Origin of the sequence: Streptococcus parasanguinis (assembly GCF_015557775.1) — a bacterium.
Lineage (GTDB): Bacteria > Bacillota > Bacilli > Lactobacillales > Streptococcaceae > Streptococcus > Streptococcus parasanguinis_AA.
In genome coordinates, this window is the sequence record NZ_JADNOY010000001.1 from 570,096 (window position 1) to 588,870 (window position 18,775).

Below are 18,775 nucleotides of genomic sequence, written 5' to 3' on the forward strand. Positions count from 1 at the left end.
CCATATACCAAAAGGATATAAATGATGAAAAGAGATTCTATTTTTATAGAAGAAAAAATTAATGAACTCATTACATTTAATGAAATGATGATTAAGGAATGGTTACAAGAGTTAGACCAACTTAACCAAGGAATTAATCCTTATAAACGTCCAATTGAAGAAGTTATTAGACTGACTAAAGAAGATATTTCTATTTATCAAGAAAAGAAAATGATATCCACCTACACTGCAGGATATTCTATTGAGAGATTCAAAGAAGAGTACCTTAAATATGTCGATAGCCTTGTACCCGTTTGGCAGAGCAATTCGGGCTATCTTCAAATGGTTTGGGCGCTTTCTATTGGGATACTTTTAGAGATTGATGAAGCGACTTTTGATAAATTGGTTGATTTGGTCAAAAAAGATGATCCAGAGGATTATTTGATTGATTACTTGATTCAATCACGTCATCCAGAGTGGACAATTCGGATAAACTATAATTTCCCAAGACCCTAAGGCTTTACTCGAAAAATCATTGAAGAAGAGAATTCTGATCAAGCAATCAAGCTACTCAAAGAATATATAACTAAGAAATGGTATCCGGGACATCGGGATACTGGGTGGTATGACTTGCATAAAGAGAATATTGATAATTATTATGGTTACTGGTCCTTTGAATCAGGTGCTCTTTGCAAATTGAAGGGATTGGATTATAAGAGATTAAAAGGGCTTCCGTATTTTCCATATGATTTGGTTGCGGAAGGTGAGACGGAAGAATAAGTCTCATGATGTATGACTCATTAAATTAAAAAAGATAGGAAATAAATTATGATAGAACCTAAGTACGGTGAAAATATTGTTGTTCTTTTTAAATATGAAAATAAATATACTTGGTATGTTTCGGATTTGGAATTCTGGTATATTGATTATGAGGTAGCACGCTATTCATTTGATACTCTATATGATGAGCGAAAACGTTCTTCGAAACTGACCCATGAAACATTGCCATATTTCTTAGAAGATATGGAAGCATACAAATGCGATCGAAATGAGCTAGGAGAAGCATTTGCTAAATCGTATCAGGAAGATAGATTGAACGCGGTTTATGATTTTAAACCTTCCTTGTTTATTGATATGGATGAGTTGGAACTATACTCGCAGTACGCAGAATACGTATCATTTGAAGAATATGTTTCGGAACCATGGAAAGGTCGGTATAAGTCGTTTTGGGATAAGATTCCGGAAGCAGAAAAATTCTGGTTGGAATGTGGCACCGATGTATATGGTGAAAATTAATTTTTTTAAGATTGGAGAGCAAATATGAGTAACAAAGTATCAATTATGCAAGAGATGTTCAAAAAAGAAGGTTCAGATGAACTTGTTCCTGCTGTAACCATTATATTGGATGGCCAAATTAGAAATATCATCGACGCCCTTTCAGAACAGAATGGTTATGAAGGCTATCCAGAGGCTGTTTCAGAAATTCTTTTCAAAGGGATAGAAGGTATGATTAAAAAATAAATCAAGGAACTTGTATCTAAATTATTAAGATAGAAAGAAGAAAATATGAACTCAATTTTGTTTAAAATCAAAAGTAACCAATCACTAAGAATTGGGGAGGTTCTTCAAGCAGAACCATTTGAATGTTACAGTGTTTCAGCTAAGGATGCAGGATTAAAGCCATCTGCAGACTCTCTTATTTCGGATTTCCATTCTGTTCAGTTTGGAGTCAAAGGGAAGTCTAGTTTAGGTTTCCGTCTTGCTTTTGATGGTCAAGCCTATCAGGTATCTGTTCCAGATTTGGCGACAGCTTCTGACTGGACTGGGGCCTTGATGTTCTTGAAAACCTTGCTCCTTATCTTAGAAGTCAGTGTGTGTGAACATGATGGCGTGGAGTATGATAAAGATTCCATTCTTGATTTTCATTTCACGGATATTTTCTTATCAGCTCTTTCGGAATTGACTAAAGAAGTAAAAGATCATCCTATCGTGGAAATTATGGGTGTAAAACGTCCTATTTACATCAATGAACTCTATCTAGGGCAGATTATCCATGTGCCGGATGATCAACTCCTAAATAGTTATGACCAGCGCTTGCGCTTTACCCAACAGTTAAATGCTTATTACTCTGAGCAGCAAGTTTTTAAAGTAGAGCAAAATGGTGAGGATATCATTATCCCTATCAATTATCTAAATAGTGAAGCGCGGACAGTTCTACCAGCATACCCTGAGTTGGAACCTCAATATTTGCAACAGTATCGAGGAAGTAAGGTTGCAGTAGCACGATTATTCATCATGACAGCTGATGGTAAAAAACTCGCTGAAGTTCCTTATCGGGAATTTTTAGAGTCGTTAACGGAAGGAATTTATATGCTGGATGCCAAATATGTTCTCGTAGACCCGATTTCACCTGAGATGTTGCAGAAGTTATCACAAAACTAACATTCTAAAAAACTGATTAGTCTGTTCATGTTTGAAAAATTTACCATCTGATAGTTTTTTAGGTGGTTTTCTTTTTCCTTAAGTTCTCCATTTTATTTTTCTATATTTATTTTATGCTATAATAAGACAAAGTTTTAATACCAACATTCCATAATAGACCGAGTAATACCTAGAATAGGTAGAATAAATCAATGGAGTAAATAAATGAAGACATATGAACTAAAAACAGATACCGAGTGGGATATTATGCGGTATAAAAAAGCAATTGAAAATCACAGAGAAATAGATGCTTTCTTAGGTATTGATCCCGAGTATAGAATTGGCCATCGAGATTCATATTATCAAGATATTACGGATACCCATATTTTGATAGAATATAGCCTTTATCCAATTTATGTAGAGGGAGATTTTGATATTCCAGATCGAACTTTTAATATTTTAAAGGAGTTAGCTTCTAGACAGGATATTATACATTTGTATCAAGTTGTATCATTTATCAAATACCAAGAAGATTTATTAGAAGAATATGATGCTTTACCTTTTATCATTGATGTGGAGAACATAGTACCTATCGTTCTTGAAAGCATTTATAATCTTCCTAATGAGAAAAAGGTTGATTATTACCGTAATATTTGCAATTTAATCGATTCTATGGAGCTTTTCAAAAGCTGTGATAAAGACAAAGTAGAATATATTGTTAATGATCAAAAGAAAGAGGAAAATAAGAATAGAAGAAAAATTAAATCAGTTGCAGAGGTATGGCCAATTGTACTAGACGTTACGAGTATCGATGCGATGGGTGTTTCAGATGATCATCTAGAGTTGTTGTTGATTGATGAAAACAAATGGATAGAGTCATTAGAAGAGGAGCATCTCTTGAAGCTTCAAGAAAAACTCAACAACTACATCTACTTCCTCGAAAGCAAGCAGTATGTGGAGCGATATGGTGATAAGTTTGATAAAAAAATCATCCATATCACATTCCAGTATTCCCCATCTGATAATGGATTGGCCTTTCTTGCGGCGGTTCAGAAAGTGTTACAACCGACGGATATGAGTTTGAAGATAGAATTGCCGGAGTAATACCAACCCCTCGTTTAATAGAAATAGTTTGTGTAAAAAACTAGAGAATTGATTAAAAACTAGAAATAGATAGGAGAATGTTAATCGAATGAAATACCTAAAGGCCCTCAGCTTTCGGACTAAGGTGATTGTGAGTTTGATTTTGTTAGCTCTCTTTGCCTACTCTGCTTATTCCTATGTCTGGCCTAAATATGTTCAGTGGAAGGAAGACCATGAAGTACAGATTGTTAAAACAAAGGTAGAAAGAATCGAAACTTTTGGATCTCAGAATCGCTATGTTTATTATGAGACGAGTGGAGCTAATGGATCTTTTGTTTTATCCAATTATTATGTTGCAACTACAGATAAGTTTATTGGTAGCGGATCTAATCAACCGGTTGGATTATCATTTGATGTCTATGATCTTAATCATTTGAAGAATCCACCGAAAACGATTAACGTGGTCGAGCTTTTACAAACCTATGATCAGAGATACAAACTGGACTTTCAGGCAAGAGGAGGATATTCGGATAATGGTAGAGATTATATGGTTCTTTCTTTGGTAAATAAGGAGAACGATAAAGATAAAAAAGAAGTTGCTTTAGATTTAGAAAGTGAGAAGATCACACGGGCACTTCCTGAAGATAAGACAGAATATAAATGGCGCCCTTTTTCATTTTCTTATACCAATCTAGCTGATATAGCTAATGAGTACGGTTTTATAAGCTATTATGATTTATCTTACAGAAAGAATTTTAAAGTAAGAAAAGACGTTCAGCTAAATTTTATTAAAGAATATCCTGAATATTTTAAGAGGAATGGAGGATTAGCCTTTATTGTAGTTAGACAAGGAGACTACAATGATCCGGAAGCTATTTTCCAAGATATGCGCCATTGGTTTGCGCCAGTTGGTCAGGATAAATTAGATGTTATTGCAACAGATCCAAAGACAAATGAGCAAACTCCGATCAATACGTATAAAGAATACAGAGAGTGGTATGAAAAACATCGCGATCACTTATAGTTTTCAGAATTTAAATAGTGAGGACAAAACACATGCAGTTTTATTTTATCGGTGGCCTAGGTAGCAATAGCTACCATCTGGCTCCGTTTATTGAAAAACTAGGCTTTCCCGTAACTTTTCTAGATCCCTATAGGGAAATGATTCGGACAGAAAAAGATCTTCATGCTTGGTTTCAAGGTCAGATTGGCCAGGCAGAAGAGATCTGTTTATTGGGGCATTCCTTGGGTGGAGATTTGGCTCGTTATCTGGCTGCTGAGTTTCCTCAGATTCAGGCTCTGATTCTCCTGGATGGTGGCTATCTGGATATGGAAAAGATCCTGCCTTTGGAGGAAGAGCTAGACGGCACATCGTCCTTCATGCAGCAGCAAGTCTTTGCAACTTTAGAAGAAGCTGTGTTATCCGAACTTGGTGATGGAGCAGATCCTACTCCTATAGCGCGAAAAGCGGTAGAGGCTAGCTATCGTTGGAATCCAGTGAGTGAACAATATGAATTAAATCTGGATCTCGAAAAGGTCATGGCTTTATTGCGTCTACGGCGTCAGATCAAGACTTACCAGATTCCACTGGCAGACCTGCCTGTTCTCTTTATTGGACCTCGATACCAAGAAGAGCCTGAATGGAGAAAAGAAGCTCTGAAGCAACTAGATCCCCAGATCAAGCAAGTATTGCTAGAAGGTTTGGGGCACGAACTGTATACAGAGGCGCCAGAAATTGTAGCTAGAGAAGTCAACAATTGGCTCCAAAATGTTCATAAATAAAACCTGTTTTCTTTTTTGAAACAGGTTTTTATCTTGTAATTTCCGAACGTTATTTCCTATAAAATCATTCCCGTTGCATTAGGTCCGTATCTTTGGTATAATCTATCAAGGAAACGTCAAGAGACGTAGCGATGCGCTTGCGCATAGGTAGGTCAGTTTTTAGAAAAGAGATTTTTCAATTTATGTTAAATGAATTTCCTATTTTCGACTATGAAGATATCCAGTTGATTCCCAACAAATGTATCATCAATAGCCGGTCAGAAGCAGACACAACCGTCCAATTTGGAAACCATACCTTCAAGCTTCCAGTTGTTCCTGCCAATATGCAGACGATCTTGGATGAGAATGTAGCAGAGCAGTTGGCACGTGGTGGTTACTTCTACATCATGCACCGTTTTGATGAAGCGGGACGGATTCCTTTTGTCAAACGCATGCATGATCAAGGTTTGATCGCTTCGATTTCGGTTGGTGTTAAGGAATACGAATACGACTTTGTGAGTCAATTAAAGGAAGATGCGCCTGAGTACATCACCATTGATATCGCACATGGTCATGCGGATAGTGTCATTCGGATGATTCAACACATCAAGAAGGAATTGCCAGATACCTTTGTCATTGCTGGTAATGTTGGAACACCTGAGGCTGTTCGTGAATTGGAAAATGCGGGAGCTGATGCGACTAAGGTCGGAATCGGCCCTGGTAAGGTTTGTATCACCAAAGTTAAGACTGGATTTGGTACAGGTGGTTGGCAATTGGCTGCCCTTCGCTGGTGCTCAAAAGCAGCGCGTAAGCCAATCATTGCGGACGGTGGGATTCGGACCCATGGCGATATTGCGAAATCGATTCGTTTCGGGGCATCTATGGTCATGATCGGTTCTCTCTTTGCAGGACATATTGAAAGTCCTGGTAAAACAGTAGAGATTGATGGAGAGTCTTTCAAAGAGTACTATGGATCTGCTTCAGAGTACCAAAAAGGTGCATATAAGAACGTCGAAGGTAAGAAGATTTTATTGCCTGCCAAGGGTCATTTGCAAGATACCTTGACAGAAATGGAACAAGATTTGCAAAGTTCGATCTCTTATGCAGGAGGCCGAAAATTAGCAGATTTGAAACATGTTGACTATGTGATCGTTAAGAATTCTATCTGGAATGGCGATGCACACTAATTGAATTACTTATTTATTTCACGAATAGGCGTGATGTTTCTACAAGGTGCCGGAACACCTAACAATAAGTAAGTCGGGATTATTTCTCTTTCTAGAGAGATTTCAAGGCTTGCTTAGCAGGCCTTTTTGTATTTTGTGAATGAAGTAGAGGATTTTTAAAAAAGTAGGAGGAAGTATGAAATTACTTGAAGAGCGCATCTTAAAAGATGGCAATGTTTTGGGTGAGAATATCCTCAAGGTGGATTCCTTTTTGACCCACCAAGTGGATTTCAAATTGATGAAAGAAATTGGTCAGACCTTTGCGGACCGGTTCAAAGATGCTGGCGTGACGAAAGTCGTAACCATTGAAGCGTCTGGAATTGCGCCAGCCCTTTATGTAGCTGAAGCCTTGGATGTTCCCATGATCTTTGCTAAGAAGGCGAAAAACATCACGATGAATGAAGGCATTTTGACGGCTGAGGTTTATTCCTTTACCAAGCAAGTGACCAGCACCGTTTCGATTGCGGGTAAATTCTTGGATCCATCAGATAAGATTTTGATCATTGACGATTTCCTTGCAAATGGCCAAGCAGCCAAAGGCTTGATTCAAATCATCGAACAAGCCGGGGCTCAAGTCGAAGCGATTGGGATCGTGATTGAAAAATCCTTCCAAGATGGACGGGGATTGTTAGAAGAGTTGGGATATCCAGTTGTATCCCTCGCACGTTTGGACCGTTTTGAAAATGGTCAGGTTGTATTTAAGGAGGCAGACATCTAATGCAAAAACAAGAAAGCCATTCACAGGCAGCCATTTTAGGCTTGCAACACCTTTTGGCCATGTATTCGGGATCTATTTTGGTACCGATCATGATCGCGGGAGCTTTGGGTTATAACGCTCATCAACTGACCTATCTCATCTCTACAGATATCTTCATGTGTGGGGTCGCAACTTTCCTTCAAGTGCAGCTCAATAAATACTTTGGGATCGGTCTTCCGGTAGTCCTGGGGGTTGCCTTCCAGTCTGTAGCACCTCTCAGCATGATCGGGGCTAGTCATGGAAGTGGGGCCATGTTTGGTGCCTTGATTGTCTCAGGGATTTATGTCATCCTTGTATCTGGTTTCTTCTCTAAGATTGCCAATCTCTTCCCATCAATTGTAACGGGATCCGTTATTACCACCATTGGTTTGACTTTGATTCCAGTAGCGATTGGAAATATGGGAAATAATGCGCCAAAACCAACCGTTCAAAGCTTGATTTTGGCTGTGGTGACTATTCTCATCATTTTAGTTGTTAATATCTATACGACTGGGTTTATTAAATCCATTTCAATCTTGATTGGTTTGATCGCAGGGACTGCCATTGCGGCTTCTATGGGCTTGGTAGACTTCACACCTGTGGCTCAAGCACCAGTCGTTCACGTTCCAACGCCCTTCTTCTTTGGAGCTCCTAAGTTTGAAATCACCTCAATCGTCATGATGTGTATCATCGCGACAGTTTCTATGGTGGAATCAACAGGTGTCTATCTTGCTCTTTCTGATATTACTAAAGATCCAATTAATAGCACGCGCCTTCGCAATGGGTATCGCGCTGAAGGGTTGGCCGTTCTCCTCGGTGGTATCTTCAACACCTTCCCTTACACCGGATTCTCACAAAACGTTGGGTTGGTGAAATTGTCTGGTATCAAGACTCGTCTTCCAATCTACTATGCGGCTGGTTTCCTTGTTCTTCTTGGTCTCCTTCCTAAGTTTGGAGCTCTGGCACAAATCATTCCAAGTCCAGTTCTTGGGGGAGCGATGCTAGTGATGTTTGGTTTTGTATCGATTCAAGGGATGCAGATTCTTGCGCGTGTTGATTTTGAACACAATGAGCACAATTTCTTGATCGCTGCTGTATCGATTGCTGCAGGGGTTGGTTTGAACAACAGCACCCTCTTCAATGGCCTTCCAACAGGATTCCAAATGTTCTTTGCTAACGGAATTGTCGTTGCCAGTGTCTTGGCGATCGTTCTAAACGCTATTTTAAACCGCAACAAATAATTATCTCAAATTTACCGGAGGTCCTTGGATCTTCGGTTTTTTTGACTTTTAAAGAAACATATAGTAGAGTGGAAGAGGAGAAAATCTAGTTTGATGAGAAGAGAGTTAGAATCATGTATGTAACCTATCACTTTAAAGAGCGCTTGCGCTTGTTTTTGAGTCTATTTTTGCCGATTTTAATCTACCAATTAGCTAATTATTCAGCCAGCTTTGTCGATACAGCCATGACTGGTCAGTACCGGACCCTTGATTTGGCTGGTGTTTCTACAGCTACCAGTCTGTGGAATCCATTTTTTACTTTCCTAACAGGGATTGTCTCCGCGCTGACGCCGATTGTTGGGCATCATTTAGGCAAGGGAAATAAAGAACGGATTGCTGGCGATTTTTACCAATTCCTCTATCTGTCATTTGGTATGGCTATTCTTTTAATAGGGTTTGTTTGGGGGATTGCGCCCATGATTCTCAAGCAGATCGGTTTAGAAAATGTTGTTGCCCAAATAGCCATTCGCTATTTATATTTCCTTTCTCTAGGAATCTTACCTTTGTTGCTCTTTAGTATCGTGCGGACCTTCCTCGATACCTTGGGCATGACGCGTCTATCCATGTACTTGATGCTCTTGCTCTTGCCTTTGAATGCTTGTTTTAACTATATCCTGATCTATGGAGCATTTGGTTTTCCTGAGATGGGAGGAGCAGGAGCAGGTCTTGGAACCTCTCTGGCCTACTGGGTCTTGCTGGTTATTGCGGTTTTGATCTTGTGCAAGCATCCCAAGGTAGCACCTTTCCAGTTGTGGAAGCCACAGCCTTATGATTTTAAAGGGATGAAAGAAGTATTACGACTTGGGCTTCCAATCGGTGGAATTGTTTTTGCAGAAGTCATCATCTTCTCGCTGGTTGGTTTGTTAATGGCAAAATTCCCATCACTGACCATTGCGAGCCACCAATCAGCCATGAATTTTTCTACCCTGATGTATGCTTTCCCGGTTAGTATCTCTAGTACCATGGCGATTATCGTATCTTACGAACTGGGAGCAGGAAGACCAGAAGTGGTCAAACAATATTGCCGTTTGGGACGACTGACAGCCTTTGGATTTGCCATTGTCACTCTCGTCTTTCTCTATACATTCCGCTTCCAACTAGCAGGGCTGTATGGCAAGGATCCAATTTTTGTGCAACAAACAGCTATTTTCATGACCTATAGTCTCTTTTTCCAAGTGGCTGATACTTTTGCAGCACCCCTACAAGGGATTTTGCGAGGGTATAAAGATACAACCGTTCCATTCTTATTAGGAGTCTTTAGTTATTGGTGCATTTCTATCCCACTAGGGATTTTCCTTGATCATGTGACTAACTTGGGTCCATACGCCTATTGGATCGGCCTTATTTCTAGCCTTGTCGTGAGTGGAATTTGTTACCAGCTTCGGCTCTGGCAGATCGAAAAAAAGCAGGCAAACTAAAATGAAGTCTGGGAAACCAGGCTTTTTGTGTACCGTGAATATTATAAATTTTCTGAAAGTTCTTGACAATTGATGTCAAAGTGGTAAGATTAGGAGGTAGAAATGAAGAACTAGAAGGAGAACAAGATGAGAAGTGATATGATCAAAATGGGGATCGACCGAGCACCAGCGCGTGGTCTCCTCTATGCGACAGGGCAAGTAAAATCAGCAAAGGATATGCAAAAGCCCTTTATTGCCATTTGTAACTCCTATATTGATATCGTTCCAGGGCATGTTCACCTGCGTGAATTAGCGGATATTGCTAAGGAAGCTATTCGCGAGGCTGGTGGGATTCCTTTTGAATTTAATACCATCGGTGTCGATGACGGAATCGCTATGGGGCATATCGGGATGCGTTATAGTTTGCCATCTCGCGAGTTGATCGCTGATACTGCTGAAACGGTCATCAATGCCCACTGGTTTGACGGTGTTTTCTATATTCCCAACTGTGACAAGATTACACCAGGAATGATTTTGGCAGCCATGCGGACCAATGTGCCTGCTGTATTTTGTTCTGGTGGACCTATGAAGGGTGGCGTTGACATGACGGGGCATCAAGCGACTCTCTCCAGTTTGTTTGAAGCAGTAGGTACTTATCAGGCTGGTGATATGAGCATGGATGAGCTGGATTTCCTGGAAAAAAATGCTTGCCCAACTTGTGGCTCTTGCTCTGGTATGTTTACCGCCAATTCCATGAACTGTTTGATGGAAGTATTAGGCCTTGCTCTTCCAGGAAATGGTACTATCCTAGCTGTTTCAGATGAACGCCGCGAATTGGTTCGCCAAGCAGCCAAACAATTGGTGGAGAATATTAAAAAAGATATCCGTCCACGGGATATTGTGACCAAAGAAGCGATCGATGATGCCTTTGCGCTTGATATGGCCATGGGTGGTTCAACCAATACTGTTCTCCATACGCTTGCGATTGCGCGAGAGGCAGGGATTGACTATGATCTCAAAGATATCAACGAAATTGCCAAGAAGACACCTTATCTCTCTAAAATTGCACCTTCAAGTGTCTACACTATGCATGATGTGCACGAAGCTGGAGGTGTTCCAGCCATTATCAATCAGTTGATCAAAAAAGGTGCTATTAAGGGTGATCGTATTACAGTTACTGGTAAAACCTTGAAAGAAAACGTAGCTGGTGCGGAAATCAAAAATGAAGAAATTATCCATCCAATTGAGCATCCTATCTCACCAGTTGGTGGTTTGTCTATCCTTTACGGAAATATTGCTCAAGATGGAGCGGTTATCAAGGTCGGTGGCGTCGATCCGTCTGTGACCACTTTCCGCGGTAAGGCTATTTGTTGCGATTCACAAGATCAAGCACTTGAGTTGATTGACAATGGAACAGTCAAGAAGGGACATGTCGTTGTCATTCGTTACGAAGGTCCGCAAGGTGGTCCTGGTATGCCAGAAATGTTGGCGCCAACTTCTAAGATTGTCGGACGCGGTCTTGGTAAGGATGTGGCTCTCATTACGGATGGTCGTTTCTCAGGAGCTACTCGTGGGATTGCGATTGGTCACGTTTCTCCAGAAGCAGCAGAAGGTGGTAATATCGCCCTAATTGAAGATGGGGATGAAATCGTGATTGATCTTCCAAATCGTACCCTTGATTTGCTTGTCGATGATGCAACGCTTGAAGAACGCCGTAAACACTTGAAACCTTTCAAATCTAAGATTTCAAGTGGATGGTTGCGCCGTTACACTGCTTTTGCTAAATCAGCTAATGTCGGTGGAACTCTGATGAGTGATGAAGAATTCGAAGAACGTAAAGCAGAACGTCAAGCACAAGAAAAATAAGAAAAAACCTTTCCTGCTATGTGTTATCACAAGCAAGAAAGGTTTTTTTAGTGGAAATATTATTTGGTGCGCATTTCACCTTGAGGGAAGTAGGTTCCTTCAGGCATATCATTAATGATAACGTGAACAGCTGACTGAGGAGCGCCAGTATTGCGGACAACAGCCTCCGTTACTTCTTTAGCGAGGGCTTTCTTTTGTTCCAAAGTGCGTCCTTCAAATAGATCAATTCGTACAAATGGCATAGGGCCACCTCCTAAATTTTTTATAGGACTATTTTATCACATTTTGGGATACAAAGGTCAGCAAAATTATGGTAAAATGATAATGAAACACATTTTAGAGAGAACAGAAGGAAAATGGCACAATTATATTATAAATATGGGACCATGAACTCAGGTAAAACCATTGAGATTTTGAAGGTGGCCCATAATTATGAAGAGCAAGGCAAAAGCGTCGTTATCATGACCTCAGCAATCGATACGCGTGATGGATTTGGAGTTGTTTCTAGCCGGATCGGTATGAAACGGGAAGCCGTTGCGATCGAAGACGAAACCGATATCTTTGGTTTTATTAAAAACCAAGCAATCAAACCTTACTGTGTCTTAATCGATGAAGCTCAGTTTTTGAAACGCCACCATGTCTATGATCTGGCAAGAGTCGTTGATGAACTGGATGTGCCGGTGATGGCTTTTGGCCTCAAAAATGATTTTCGAAATGAACTCTTTGAAGGTTCTAAACATCTCCTCTTGTTAGCGGACAAGATCGAGGAAATCAAAACCATCTGCCAATACTGTTCCCGCAAGGCGACCATGGTCTTGCGTACCCAAGCGGGCAAACCTGTCTACGACGGAGAGCAGATCCAGATTGGTGGACACGAGACCTATATCTCGGTTTGCCGCAAGCATTATTTTAATCCGGACATACCAACTGAAAGCGTCTAGAACGTTTAAGAGAGGATAAAAATGTCTATTTGTTTAAAAGATATTACAATAGAGAATTATTTTGACGTTTTAAATCTAGAAGTTCATCCAAACCAAAGGAATTTTATTGCATCCAATTCCATTAGTTTAGCTGAAGCCTATGTATATGATAAAAATGGTGATTTTATAGCTCCCTTAGCAGTTTATGATAAGGAAGTATTAGTTGGTTTTGTTATGATTGCCTATGACCGGAAAATTGGGATCAGTAAGGGGAACTACTTGTTATTTCGTTTTATGATCGATAAACAATTTCAAGGTTTAGGCTATTTTAAACCGACTATGGATGCAGTCATTGACTTTGTTCGAACAGAGCCAGCTGGAAAAGCAACAAGTCTTTGGTTATCTTATGAACCGGAAAATAATCAAGCGAGATCTTGCTATCTCCATTATGGATTTAAAGAAACTGGCCAAGTCATAGAAGACGAAATTGTAGCAATCTATGATCTAACAACCTAGAATTAAGGAGCAAACATGAATATCTATGATCAACTACAAGCTGTAGAAGACCGATACGAAGAGTTAGGAGAATTACTGAGTGACCCTGATGTGGTCTCTGATACCAAACGCTTTATGGAGCTTTCAAAAGAAGAGGCTTCCACTCGTGACACGGTGACAGCTTATCGGGAATACAAACAAGTACTCCAAAACATCGTCGATGCTGAAGAAATGATCAAGGAAGCAGGTGGCGATGCAGATTTGGAAGAAATGGCCAAGCAAGAGCTGAAAGATGCCAAGGCTGAAAAAGAAGAGTACGAAGAAAAATTGAAAATCTTACTTCTTCCAAAAGATCCAAACGATGACAAGAACATTATCTTGGAAATTCGTGGGGCAGCAGGAGGAGACGAAGCACAGTTGTTTGCTGGTGACCTCTTGCAGATGTACCAAAAATACGCGGAAAGCCAAGGTTGGCGCTTTGAGGTCATGGAAGCTTCCTACAATGGCGTTGGTGGGATCAAAGAAGTAGTGGCCATGGTTTCTGGTCAATCAGTCTACTCGAAACTCAAGTATGAATCTGGTGCCCACCGGGTACAACGGGTCCCTGTGACTGAAAGCCAAGGTCGTGTCCATACCTCTACAGCAACCGTTCTGGTCATGCCAGAAATCGAAGAAGTTGAGTACGACATTGATCCAAAAGACCTTCGGATTGACATCTACCACGCATCTGGTGCGGGTGGACAGAACGTCAATAAGGTTGCAACAGCCGTTCGTATCGTCCACTTGCCAACCAATATCAAGGTAGAGATGCAGGAAGAACGGACCCAACAGAAGAACCGTGAAAAAGCCATGAAGATCATCCGTGCACGTGTGGCTGACCACTTCGCTCAGATTGCCCAAGATGAGCAAGATGCTGAGCGGAAGTCTACTATCGGTACTGGTGACCGTTCAGAGCGGATCCGGACTTATAACTTCCCTCAAAACCGTGTGACTGATCACCGGATTGGCTTGACTCTTCAAAAACTGGATACTATCTTATCTGGTAAATTAGATGAAGTGGTCGATGCTTTGGTCTTGTATGATCAAACACAAAAACTAGAAGAGTTGAATAAATAATGTTGTTGGGATCATTATTAGCCCAGTATGAAGAAGAATTAATAGCCGTTGGAGAGGAAGCAGAAAGCCTCTCCTTCGCGTATCGTGCTTTAAAAAACTGGACCTTTACAGACTTTGTCCTTGCTTTGCAAAAAGAAGTGGAAGTAGAGGATCACGCCTTGCTTCTATCCATCTTTGAGCAGTTGAAACATCACATCCCTGCCCAATATATTATTGGCAGCGCAGAATTTTGTGGCCATGTTTTTACAGTTGATGAGCGCGTGCTGATTCCACGCCCAGAGACTGAGGAGTTGGTCGCTCTCATACTTGAGGAAAACGATGGGGAAGCCTTACGAGTTCTGGATATTGGAACAGGAAGTGGTGCCATTGCTATTAGCATAGCCCTTGCTAGACCTAACTGGCAGATTCAAGCTAGTGATGTCTCAGAGGAGGCCTTAGCCCTTGCTCATGAAAATGCCCAGCAGTTAGAAGCAGTCGTTTCCTTTAAGTCTTCAGATGTACTAGATGATCTAGAAGGTCCATACGACCTGGTTGTTTCCAATCCACCCTATATCTCGCGTGATGATGTAGAAGAAGTTGGAGCCAATGTATTAGCCTCTGAACCTCACTTAGCTCTCTTTGCAGACCGTGATGGATATGCTATCTACGAAAAGATTGCCCGGCAAGCACCAAGTGTTTTAACACCAGAAGCGAAGGTCTATCTAGAGATCGGCTATAAGCAAGGTAACAAAGTAAAAGAGCTCTTTCAAAAGGCATTTCCCGACAAACAAGTTCGAGTTTTGAAAGACCAATTTGGACAAGATAGAATGGTAGTAGTAGACAATGGATCACATTGAGAAAGAATTAGAAGCAGGACGTGCGGTTATTCTGCCAACTGAAACAGTCTATGGTATTTTCGCTAAAGCTTTGGATCAAGAGGCAGTTGATTATATTTACGAATTAAAACGTAGATCTAGAGAGAAAGCCCTGAACTTGAATGTAGCAAATGAAGAAGGTGTTCGAATTTATTCGAAAAATCAACCTAGCTATTTAACAAAACTGATTGATTCATTTTTACCTGGGCCTTTAACTATTATTCTTCAAGCAAATGAAAAGGTGCCTGACTGGATTCATTCAGGGATGTCTACGGTTGGCTTTCGGATGCCAGCCCATCCAAAGACCTTGGAATTAATTCGTAAATATGGTCCTTTAGTTGGTCCTTCTGCAAATCTATCTGGACACGCTAGCGGAACAAAGTATGAAGCTATTATAAAAGAATTTGATCAGGTAATTCCTGGCTTTGAGGATGATGCTTTCCTTACTGGCCAAGATTCGACTATCCTAGATATTTCTGGGGCCAAAGCGAGGATTTTACGACAAGGTTCTATTACGAAAGCTGACTTGCTTGCACAAGTGCCCGAGCTTTCTTTTGAGGAAGATAACCTTCCTCTGTCATAATGTATATAAAAAATTATTTAATAAGGAGTAGACCTATGATTTTTGATAAAGAAGATTACAAAGCCTATGATGCAGACCTATGGAATGCTATTTCCAAAGAAGAGGAACGCCAACAAAACAATATCGAGTTGATTGCTTCTGAAAATGTTGTCTCTAAGGCGGTTATGGCAGCGCAAGGGTCTATCCTGACCAATAAATATGCAGAAGGTTATCCAGGTCGTCGTTACTACGGTGGGACTGATGTCGTAGACGTCGTCGAAAGTCTGGCCATCGAACGCGCTAAGGAAATTTTTGGGGCTAAATTTGCTAACGTTCAACCGCATTCAGGAAGTCAGGCTAACTGTGCTGCCTATATGGCCTTGATTGAAGCTGGCGACACTGTCATGGGGATGGATCTGGCTGCCGGTGGGCATTTGACGCACGGAGCTTCTGTGAGCTTCTCTGGTCAAACTTATAACTTTGTGTCCTATAGTGTAGATCCGGAAACAGAACTCTTGGATTTTGACGCCATCTTAAAACAAGCCCAAGAAGTCAAACCAAAACTCATTGTTGCTGGTGCCTCAGCCTACTCTCACATTATTGATTTCTCAAAGTTCCGTGAAATTGCAGATGCAGTAGGAGCTAAGCTCATGGTTGATATGGCCCATATTGCTGGTCTAGTTGCAGCAGGTCTTCATCCAAGTCCAGTTCCTTATGCCCATATCACGACAACAACCACTCACAAGACCCTTCGTGGTCCACGTGGTGGCTTGATCTTGACCAATGACGAGGAGTTGGCTAAGAAGATCAATTCTGCCATCTTCCCTGGTATCCAAGGAGGACCTTTGGAGCATGTCGTTGCTGCTAAAGCAGTCGCTTTCAAAGAAGCACTGGATCCTGCCTTTAAAGAGTATGCAGCTAATGTGATTAAGAACAGTCAGGCTATGGCTGATGTCTTCTTGCAAGATCCTGATTTCCGTGTCATTTCAGGCGGAACTGATAACCACCTTTTCCTTGTCGATGTGACTAAAGTCGTTGAAAATGGGAAAGTGGCGCAAAACTTGTTGGATGAAGTCAACATTACCCTAAATAAGAACTCTATTCCTTATGAAACCTTGTCTCCATTTAAGACCAGTGGGATTCGGATTGGTGCAGCAGCCATCACTGCTCGCGGTTTTGGTGAAAAAGAAAGTCGCACCGTTGCTGAACTCATGATCAAAGCACTGAAGAATGCAGATAAAGAAGCAGTATTAGAAGAGGTGCGTGCTCAAGTCAAAGCCTTGACAGATGCCTTCCCACTTTACGAGGACTAAATCATCTTATGGATATTTACGTAAAGAAAGCCATCATTCATCAATTTAGCCCAGATGATACCGATCTCTATCTGGCAGATAAATTCCTCAATATCACGCCTAAAATTGAGGAATACTTGCGCAAGAAGATTGAGCGAGTTTATTCCGATGAAGCCAGGACCGGTATTTTCGAAGAGGACAATCCTTTTCTTGAGATGATTTCAGATGATCTGTTAGAAACATCTGTCGCAGTAGCGAATCGCTGGAAGGAAGAATTTGTCGTCTCTGAGAATCAAAAGACCAATGATTTGGTATTCGTCCAATTCTCGAAAGAAGGAGTGGAGCATTTTGCCTTTCTTAGAATCGCTTTACGAGAAACCTTGACCCATCTTGGCGGTGAAGTGGACAATCCGATTAAGCTGACGCAAAACAATCTACCTGGTTTTGGGACTGGTGCTGATGAAGCCTTGGTCATTAATCTTCAAAGCCGCAAATACCACTTGATTGAAAAACGGATCAAGTATAACGGGACCTTCTTGAATTATTTTTCTGAGAATCTCTTGCAGGCGCAACCCAAGATTTCTCCTAAAAAATCGATCAAGGCTCTAGAAAAAACAGCCCAGAAGATTGCGGAAAGCTTTAATACAGATGATTTTCAATTTCAATCAAAGGTTAAATCAGCTATTTTCAATCATATCGAGGAAGAAAATAAACTCTCTCCAGAGAAATTAGCAGATGATCTCTTTGACGATAATTTGACAGCTCGCCTCAGTTTTATTGACCAAGTCAAAGAAGCGGTACCTGAACCTGTCACTTTTGAAGAAATTGATGCATCTCGCCAGTTGAAGAAGTTCGAAAATCAGAAATTGTCATTGTCAAATGGAATTGAACTGATCGTTCCGAATAATGTCTATGAAGATGCAGAATCTGTTGAATTTATTCTAAACGAGAACGGGACCTATTCTATTCTGATCAAAAACATTGAGGATATACAGAGTAAATAATGATTAAACGCATAGTGAAGATCTTCTTATTCATCTTACTTATATTTGGAATCTACAAGGGGATCCAGATCCACCATGATGTCAAACAAGTCATGCAGTACCGCTCTCTGGTTAGAGAAGTCCTTGCTGAGGAGGATACCACAGCCAATGAAAACCTCATTCTGGCTATGATCTATACAGAGACCAAAGGTCGAGAGGACGATGTCATGCAGGCTAGCGAGAGTGCAAGTGGTGAGACCAATACCATTAGTGATAATAAGGCCAGCATTCGCCAAGGTATTCAAACTCTTTCAGATGAGTTAAAAGAAGCCAAGAAAAAAGGGGTTGATAGCTGGACAGCCGTTCAAGCCTATAATTTCGGGAAAGATTACATTGATTATGTAGCTAAACACGGTGGAACAAATTCCCTAGAGTTGGCCCGAGCTTATTCGCGGGATGTAGTAGCGCCAAGCCTTGGCAATGTAACCGGTGAAACTTATCTTTACCTCCACCCTATTTCCCTATTAAATGGGATGGAACTCTACATCAATGGCGGAAATATTTATTATTCTCGTTTAGTAGAAACCAATATGACAATTATGAAGTTATTTTCATGGTTTTAATCAATCAAGTTAGAGAGAGTTGGACAGAAATCGGTCATTCGTTAGAATTCGATTTCGTCGTCCCACCTCCGCACAGTTGAGTAGGGCTGTAAAAGCTAATGAAATCAGCGTAGTAGAGCCTACTCAACCGCTGCAACAATCCAAAAACAATTGAGAGGCTGGGACTTTTGTCCCAGCCTCT

20 protein-coding genes, 1 pseudogene and 1 riboswitch are annotated in these 18,775 nt (G+C 40.8%); of the genes and pseudogenes, 20 read left to right on the forward strand and 1 reads right to left on the reverse strand.

Going from position 1 to position 18,775, the window contains the following annotated elements; all coding sequences use genetic code 11:
• Nucleotides 1-21 precede the first annotated feature (21 nt).
• The 12 genes and pseudogenes from I2F76_RS03065 (at nt 22) to ilvD (ending at nt 11,749) form a co-directional block, all read left to right on the forward strand.
• Nucleotides 22-759, forward strand: a pseudogene (locus tag I2F76_RS03065) (PoNe immunity protein domain-containing protein).
• Nucleotides 760-807: 48 nt separating this feature from the next.
• Nucleotides 808-1,275 carry a hypothetical protein gene (locus I2F76_RS03070; RefSeq protein WP_195487208.1) on the forward strand — a complete coding sequence of 156 codons (468 nt, stop codon included), beginning with the start codon at nt 808-810 and terminating at the stop codon, nt 1,273-1,275.
• A gap of 24 nt (nt 1,276-1,299) precedes the next feature.
• Nucleotides 1,300-1,500, forward strand: a complete 201-nt coding sequence (locus I2F76_RS03075) for a hypothetical protein (RefSeq protein ID WP_195487209.1) — start codon at nt 1,300-1,302, stop codon at nt 1,498-1,500.
• Between the two features lie 45 nt (nt 1,501-1,545).
• Nucleotides 1,546-2,421: a DUF4299 family protein gene (locus I2F76_RS03080; RefSeq protein WP_195487210.1), complete on the forward strand. Its 876-nt coding sequence runs from the start codon at nt 1,546-1,548 to the stop codon at nt 2,419-2,421.
• Between the two features lie 204 nt (nt 2,422-2,625).
• Entirely contained in the window at nt 2,626-3,504 is an 879-nt protein-coding gene (gene ifs / locus I2F76_RS03085) for an NAD glycohydrolase toxin immunity factor (protein WP_195487211.1), read from the forward strand.
• A gap of 88 nt (nt 3,505-3,592) precedes the next feature.
• Nucleotides 3,593-4,507, forward strand: a complete 915-nt coding sequence (locus tag I2F76_RS03090; protein WP_195487212.1) for a hypothetical protein — start codon at nt 3,593-3,595, stop codon at nt 4,505-4,507.
• Nucleotides 4,508-4,539: 32 nt separating this feature from the next.
• Nucleotides 4,540-5,265 carry an alpha/beta fold hydrolase gene (locus tag I2F76_RS03095; RefSeq protein WP_195487213.1) on the forward strand — a complete coding sequence of 242 codons (726 nt, stop codon included), beginning with the start codon at nt 4,540-4,542 and terminating at the stop codon, nt 5,263-5,265.
• A gap of 182 nt (nt 5,266-5,447) precedes the next feature.
• Entirely contained in the window at nt 5,448-6,431 is a 984-nt protein-coding gene (guaC, locus tag I2F76_RS03100; RefSeq protein ID WP_195487214.1) for a GMP reductase, read from the forward strand.
• Nucleotides 6,421-6,516, forward strand: a riboswitch (purine riboswitch). Its footprint overlaps the gene before it by 11 nt.
• A 90-nt stretch (nt 6,517-6,606) precedes the next feature.
• On the forward strand, nt 6,607-7,188 hold the full coding sequence (locus I2F76_RS03105) for a xanthine phosphoribosyltransferase (RefSeq protein ID WP_049522975.1): 582 nt from the start codon (nt 6,607-6,609) through the stop codon (nt 7,186-7,188).
• Complete coding sequence (locus I2F76_RS03110) at nt 7,188-8,447, forward strand: nucleobase:cation symporter-2 family protein (protein WP_070589011.1); 1,260 nt, start codon at nt 7,188-7,190, stop codon at nt 8,445-8,447. The genes I2F76_RS03105 and I2F76_RS03110 overlap by 1 nt, the downstream gene beginning before the upstream one ends.
• Before the next feature lie 113 nt (nt 8,448-8,560).
• The gene (locus tag I2F76_RS03115; protein WP_195487215.1) at nt 8,561-9,904 is read left to right on the forward strand and encodes an MATE family efflux transporter; all 1,344 of its coding nucleotides are present in this window, start codon (nt 8,561-8,563) and stop codon (nt 9,902-9,904) included.
• A gap of 126 nt (nt 9,905-10,030) precedes the next feature.
• Nucleotides 10,031-11,749 carry a dihydroxy-acid dehydratase gene (ilvD, locus tag I2F76_RS03120; RefSeq protein ID WP_195487216.1) on the forward strand — a complete coding sequence of 573 codons (1,719 nt, stop codon included), beginning with the start codon at nt 10,031-10,033 and terminating at the stop codon, nt 11,747-11,749.
• Nucleotides 11,750-11,808: 59 nt separating this feature from the next.
• On the opposite strand, the gene I2F76_RS03125 is transcribed toward ilvD, so the two are convergent.
• Entirely contained in the window at nt 11,809-11,991 is a 183-nt protein-coding gene (locus I2F76_RS03125) for a 4-oxalocrotonate tautomerase (protein ID WP_001117401.1), read from the reverse strand.
• 114 nt (nt 11,992-12,105) lie between these two features.
• On the opposite strand from I2F76_RS03125, the gene I2F76_RS03130 reads away from it, so the two are divergent.
• The 8 genes from I2F76_RS03130 to I2F76_RS03165 are packed head-to-tail and all read left to right on the forward strand — an operon-like array spanning nt 12,106 to nt 18,594.
• Nucleotides 12,106-12,690 (forward strand): thymidine kinase, encoded by a 585-nt coding sequence (locus I2F76_RS03130; protein ID WP_070674102.1) that lies wholly within the window; start codon nt 12,106-12,108, stop codon nt 12,688-12,690.
• 21 nt (nt 12,691-12,711) lie between these two features.
• Nucleotides 12,712-13,185: a GNAT family N-acetyltransferase gene (locus I2F76_RS03135; protein WP_195487217.1), complete on the forward strand. Its 474-nt coding sequence runs from the start codon at nt 12,712-12,714 to the stop codon at nt 13,183-13,185.
• A 15-nt stretch (nt 13,186-13,200) separates the two neighbouring features.
• A complete protein-coding gene (gene prfA, locus I2F76_RS03140; protein ID WP_003007273.1) occupies nt 13,201-14,280 on the forward strand; it encodes a peptide chain release factor 1 in 1,080 nt (359 codons plus the stop codon).
• The gene (gene prmC, locus I2F76_RS03145; protein WP_195487218.1) at nt 14,280-15,116 is read left to right on the forward strand and encodes a peptide chain release factor N(5)-glutamine methyltransferase; all 837 of its coding nucleotides are present in this window, start codon (nt 14,280-14,282) and stop codon (nt 15,114-15,116) included. Before prfA ends, prmC begins: the two co-directional genes overlap by 1 nt.
• Nucleotides 15,103-15,717 (forward strand): L-threonylcarbamoyladenylate synthase, encoded by a 615-nt coding sequence (locus I2F76_RS03150; protein WP_155167745.1) that lies wholly within the window; start codon nt 15,103-15,105, stop codon nt 15,715-15,717. The genes prmC and I2F76_RS03150 overlap by 14 nt, the downstream gene beginning before the upstream one ends.
• 35 nt (nt 15,718-15,752) lie before the next feature.
• The gene (glyA, locus tag I2F76_RS03155; protein WP_195487219.1) at nt 15,753-17,009 is read left to right on the forward strand and encodes a serine hydroxymethyltransferase; all 1,257 of its coding nucleotides are present in this window, start codon (nt 15,753-15,755) and stop codon (nt 17,007-17,009) included.
• An 8-nt stretch (nt 17,010-17,017) separates the two neighbouring features.
• Nucleotides 17,018-17,992 (forward strand): nucleoid-associated protein, encoded by a 975-nt coding sequence (locus I2F76_RS03160; RefSeq protein WP_195487220.1) that lies wholly within the window; start codon nt 17,018-17,020, stop codon nt 17,990-17,992.
• Entirely contained in the window at nt 17,992-18,594 is a 603-nt protein-coding gene (locus I2F76_RS03165) for a lysozyme family protein (RefSeq protein WP_003007284.1), read from the forward strand. The genes I2F76_RS03160 and I2F76_RS03165 overlap by 1 nt, the downstream gene beginning before the upstream one ends.
• Nucleotides 18,595-18,775: the final 181 nt, after the last annotated feature.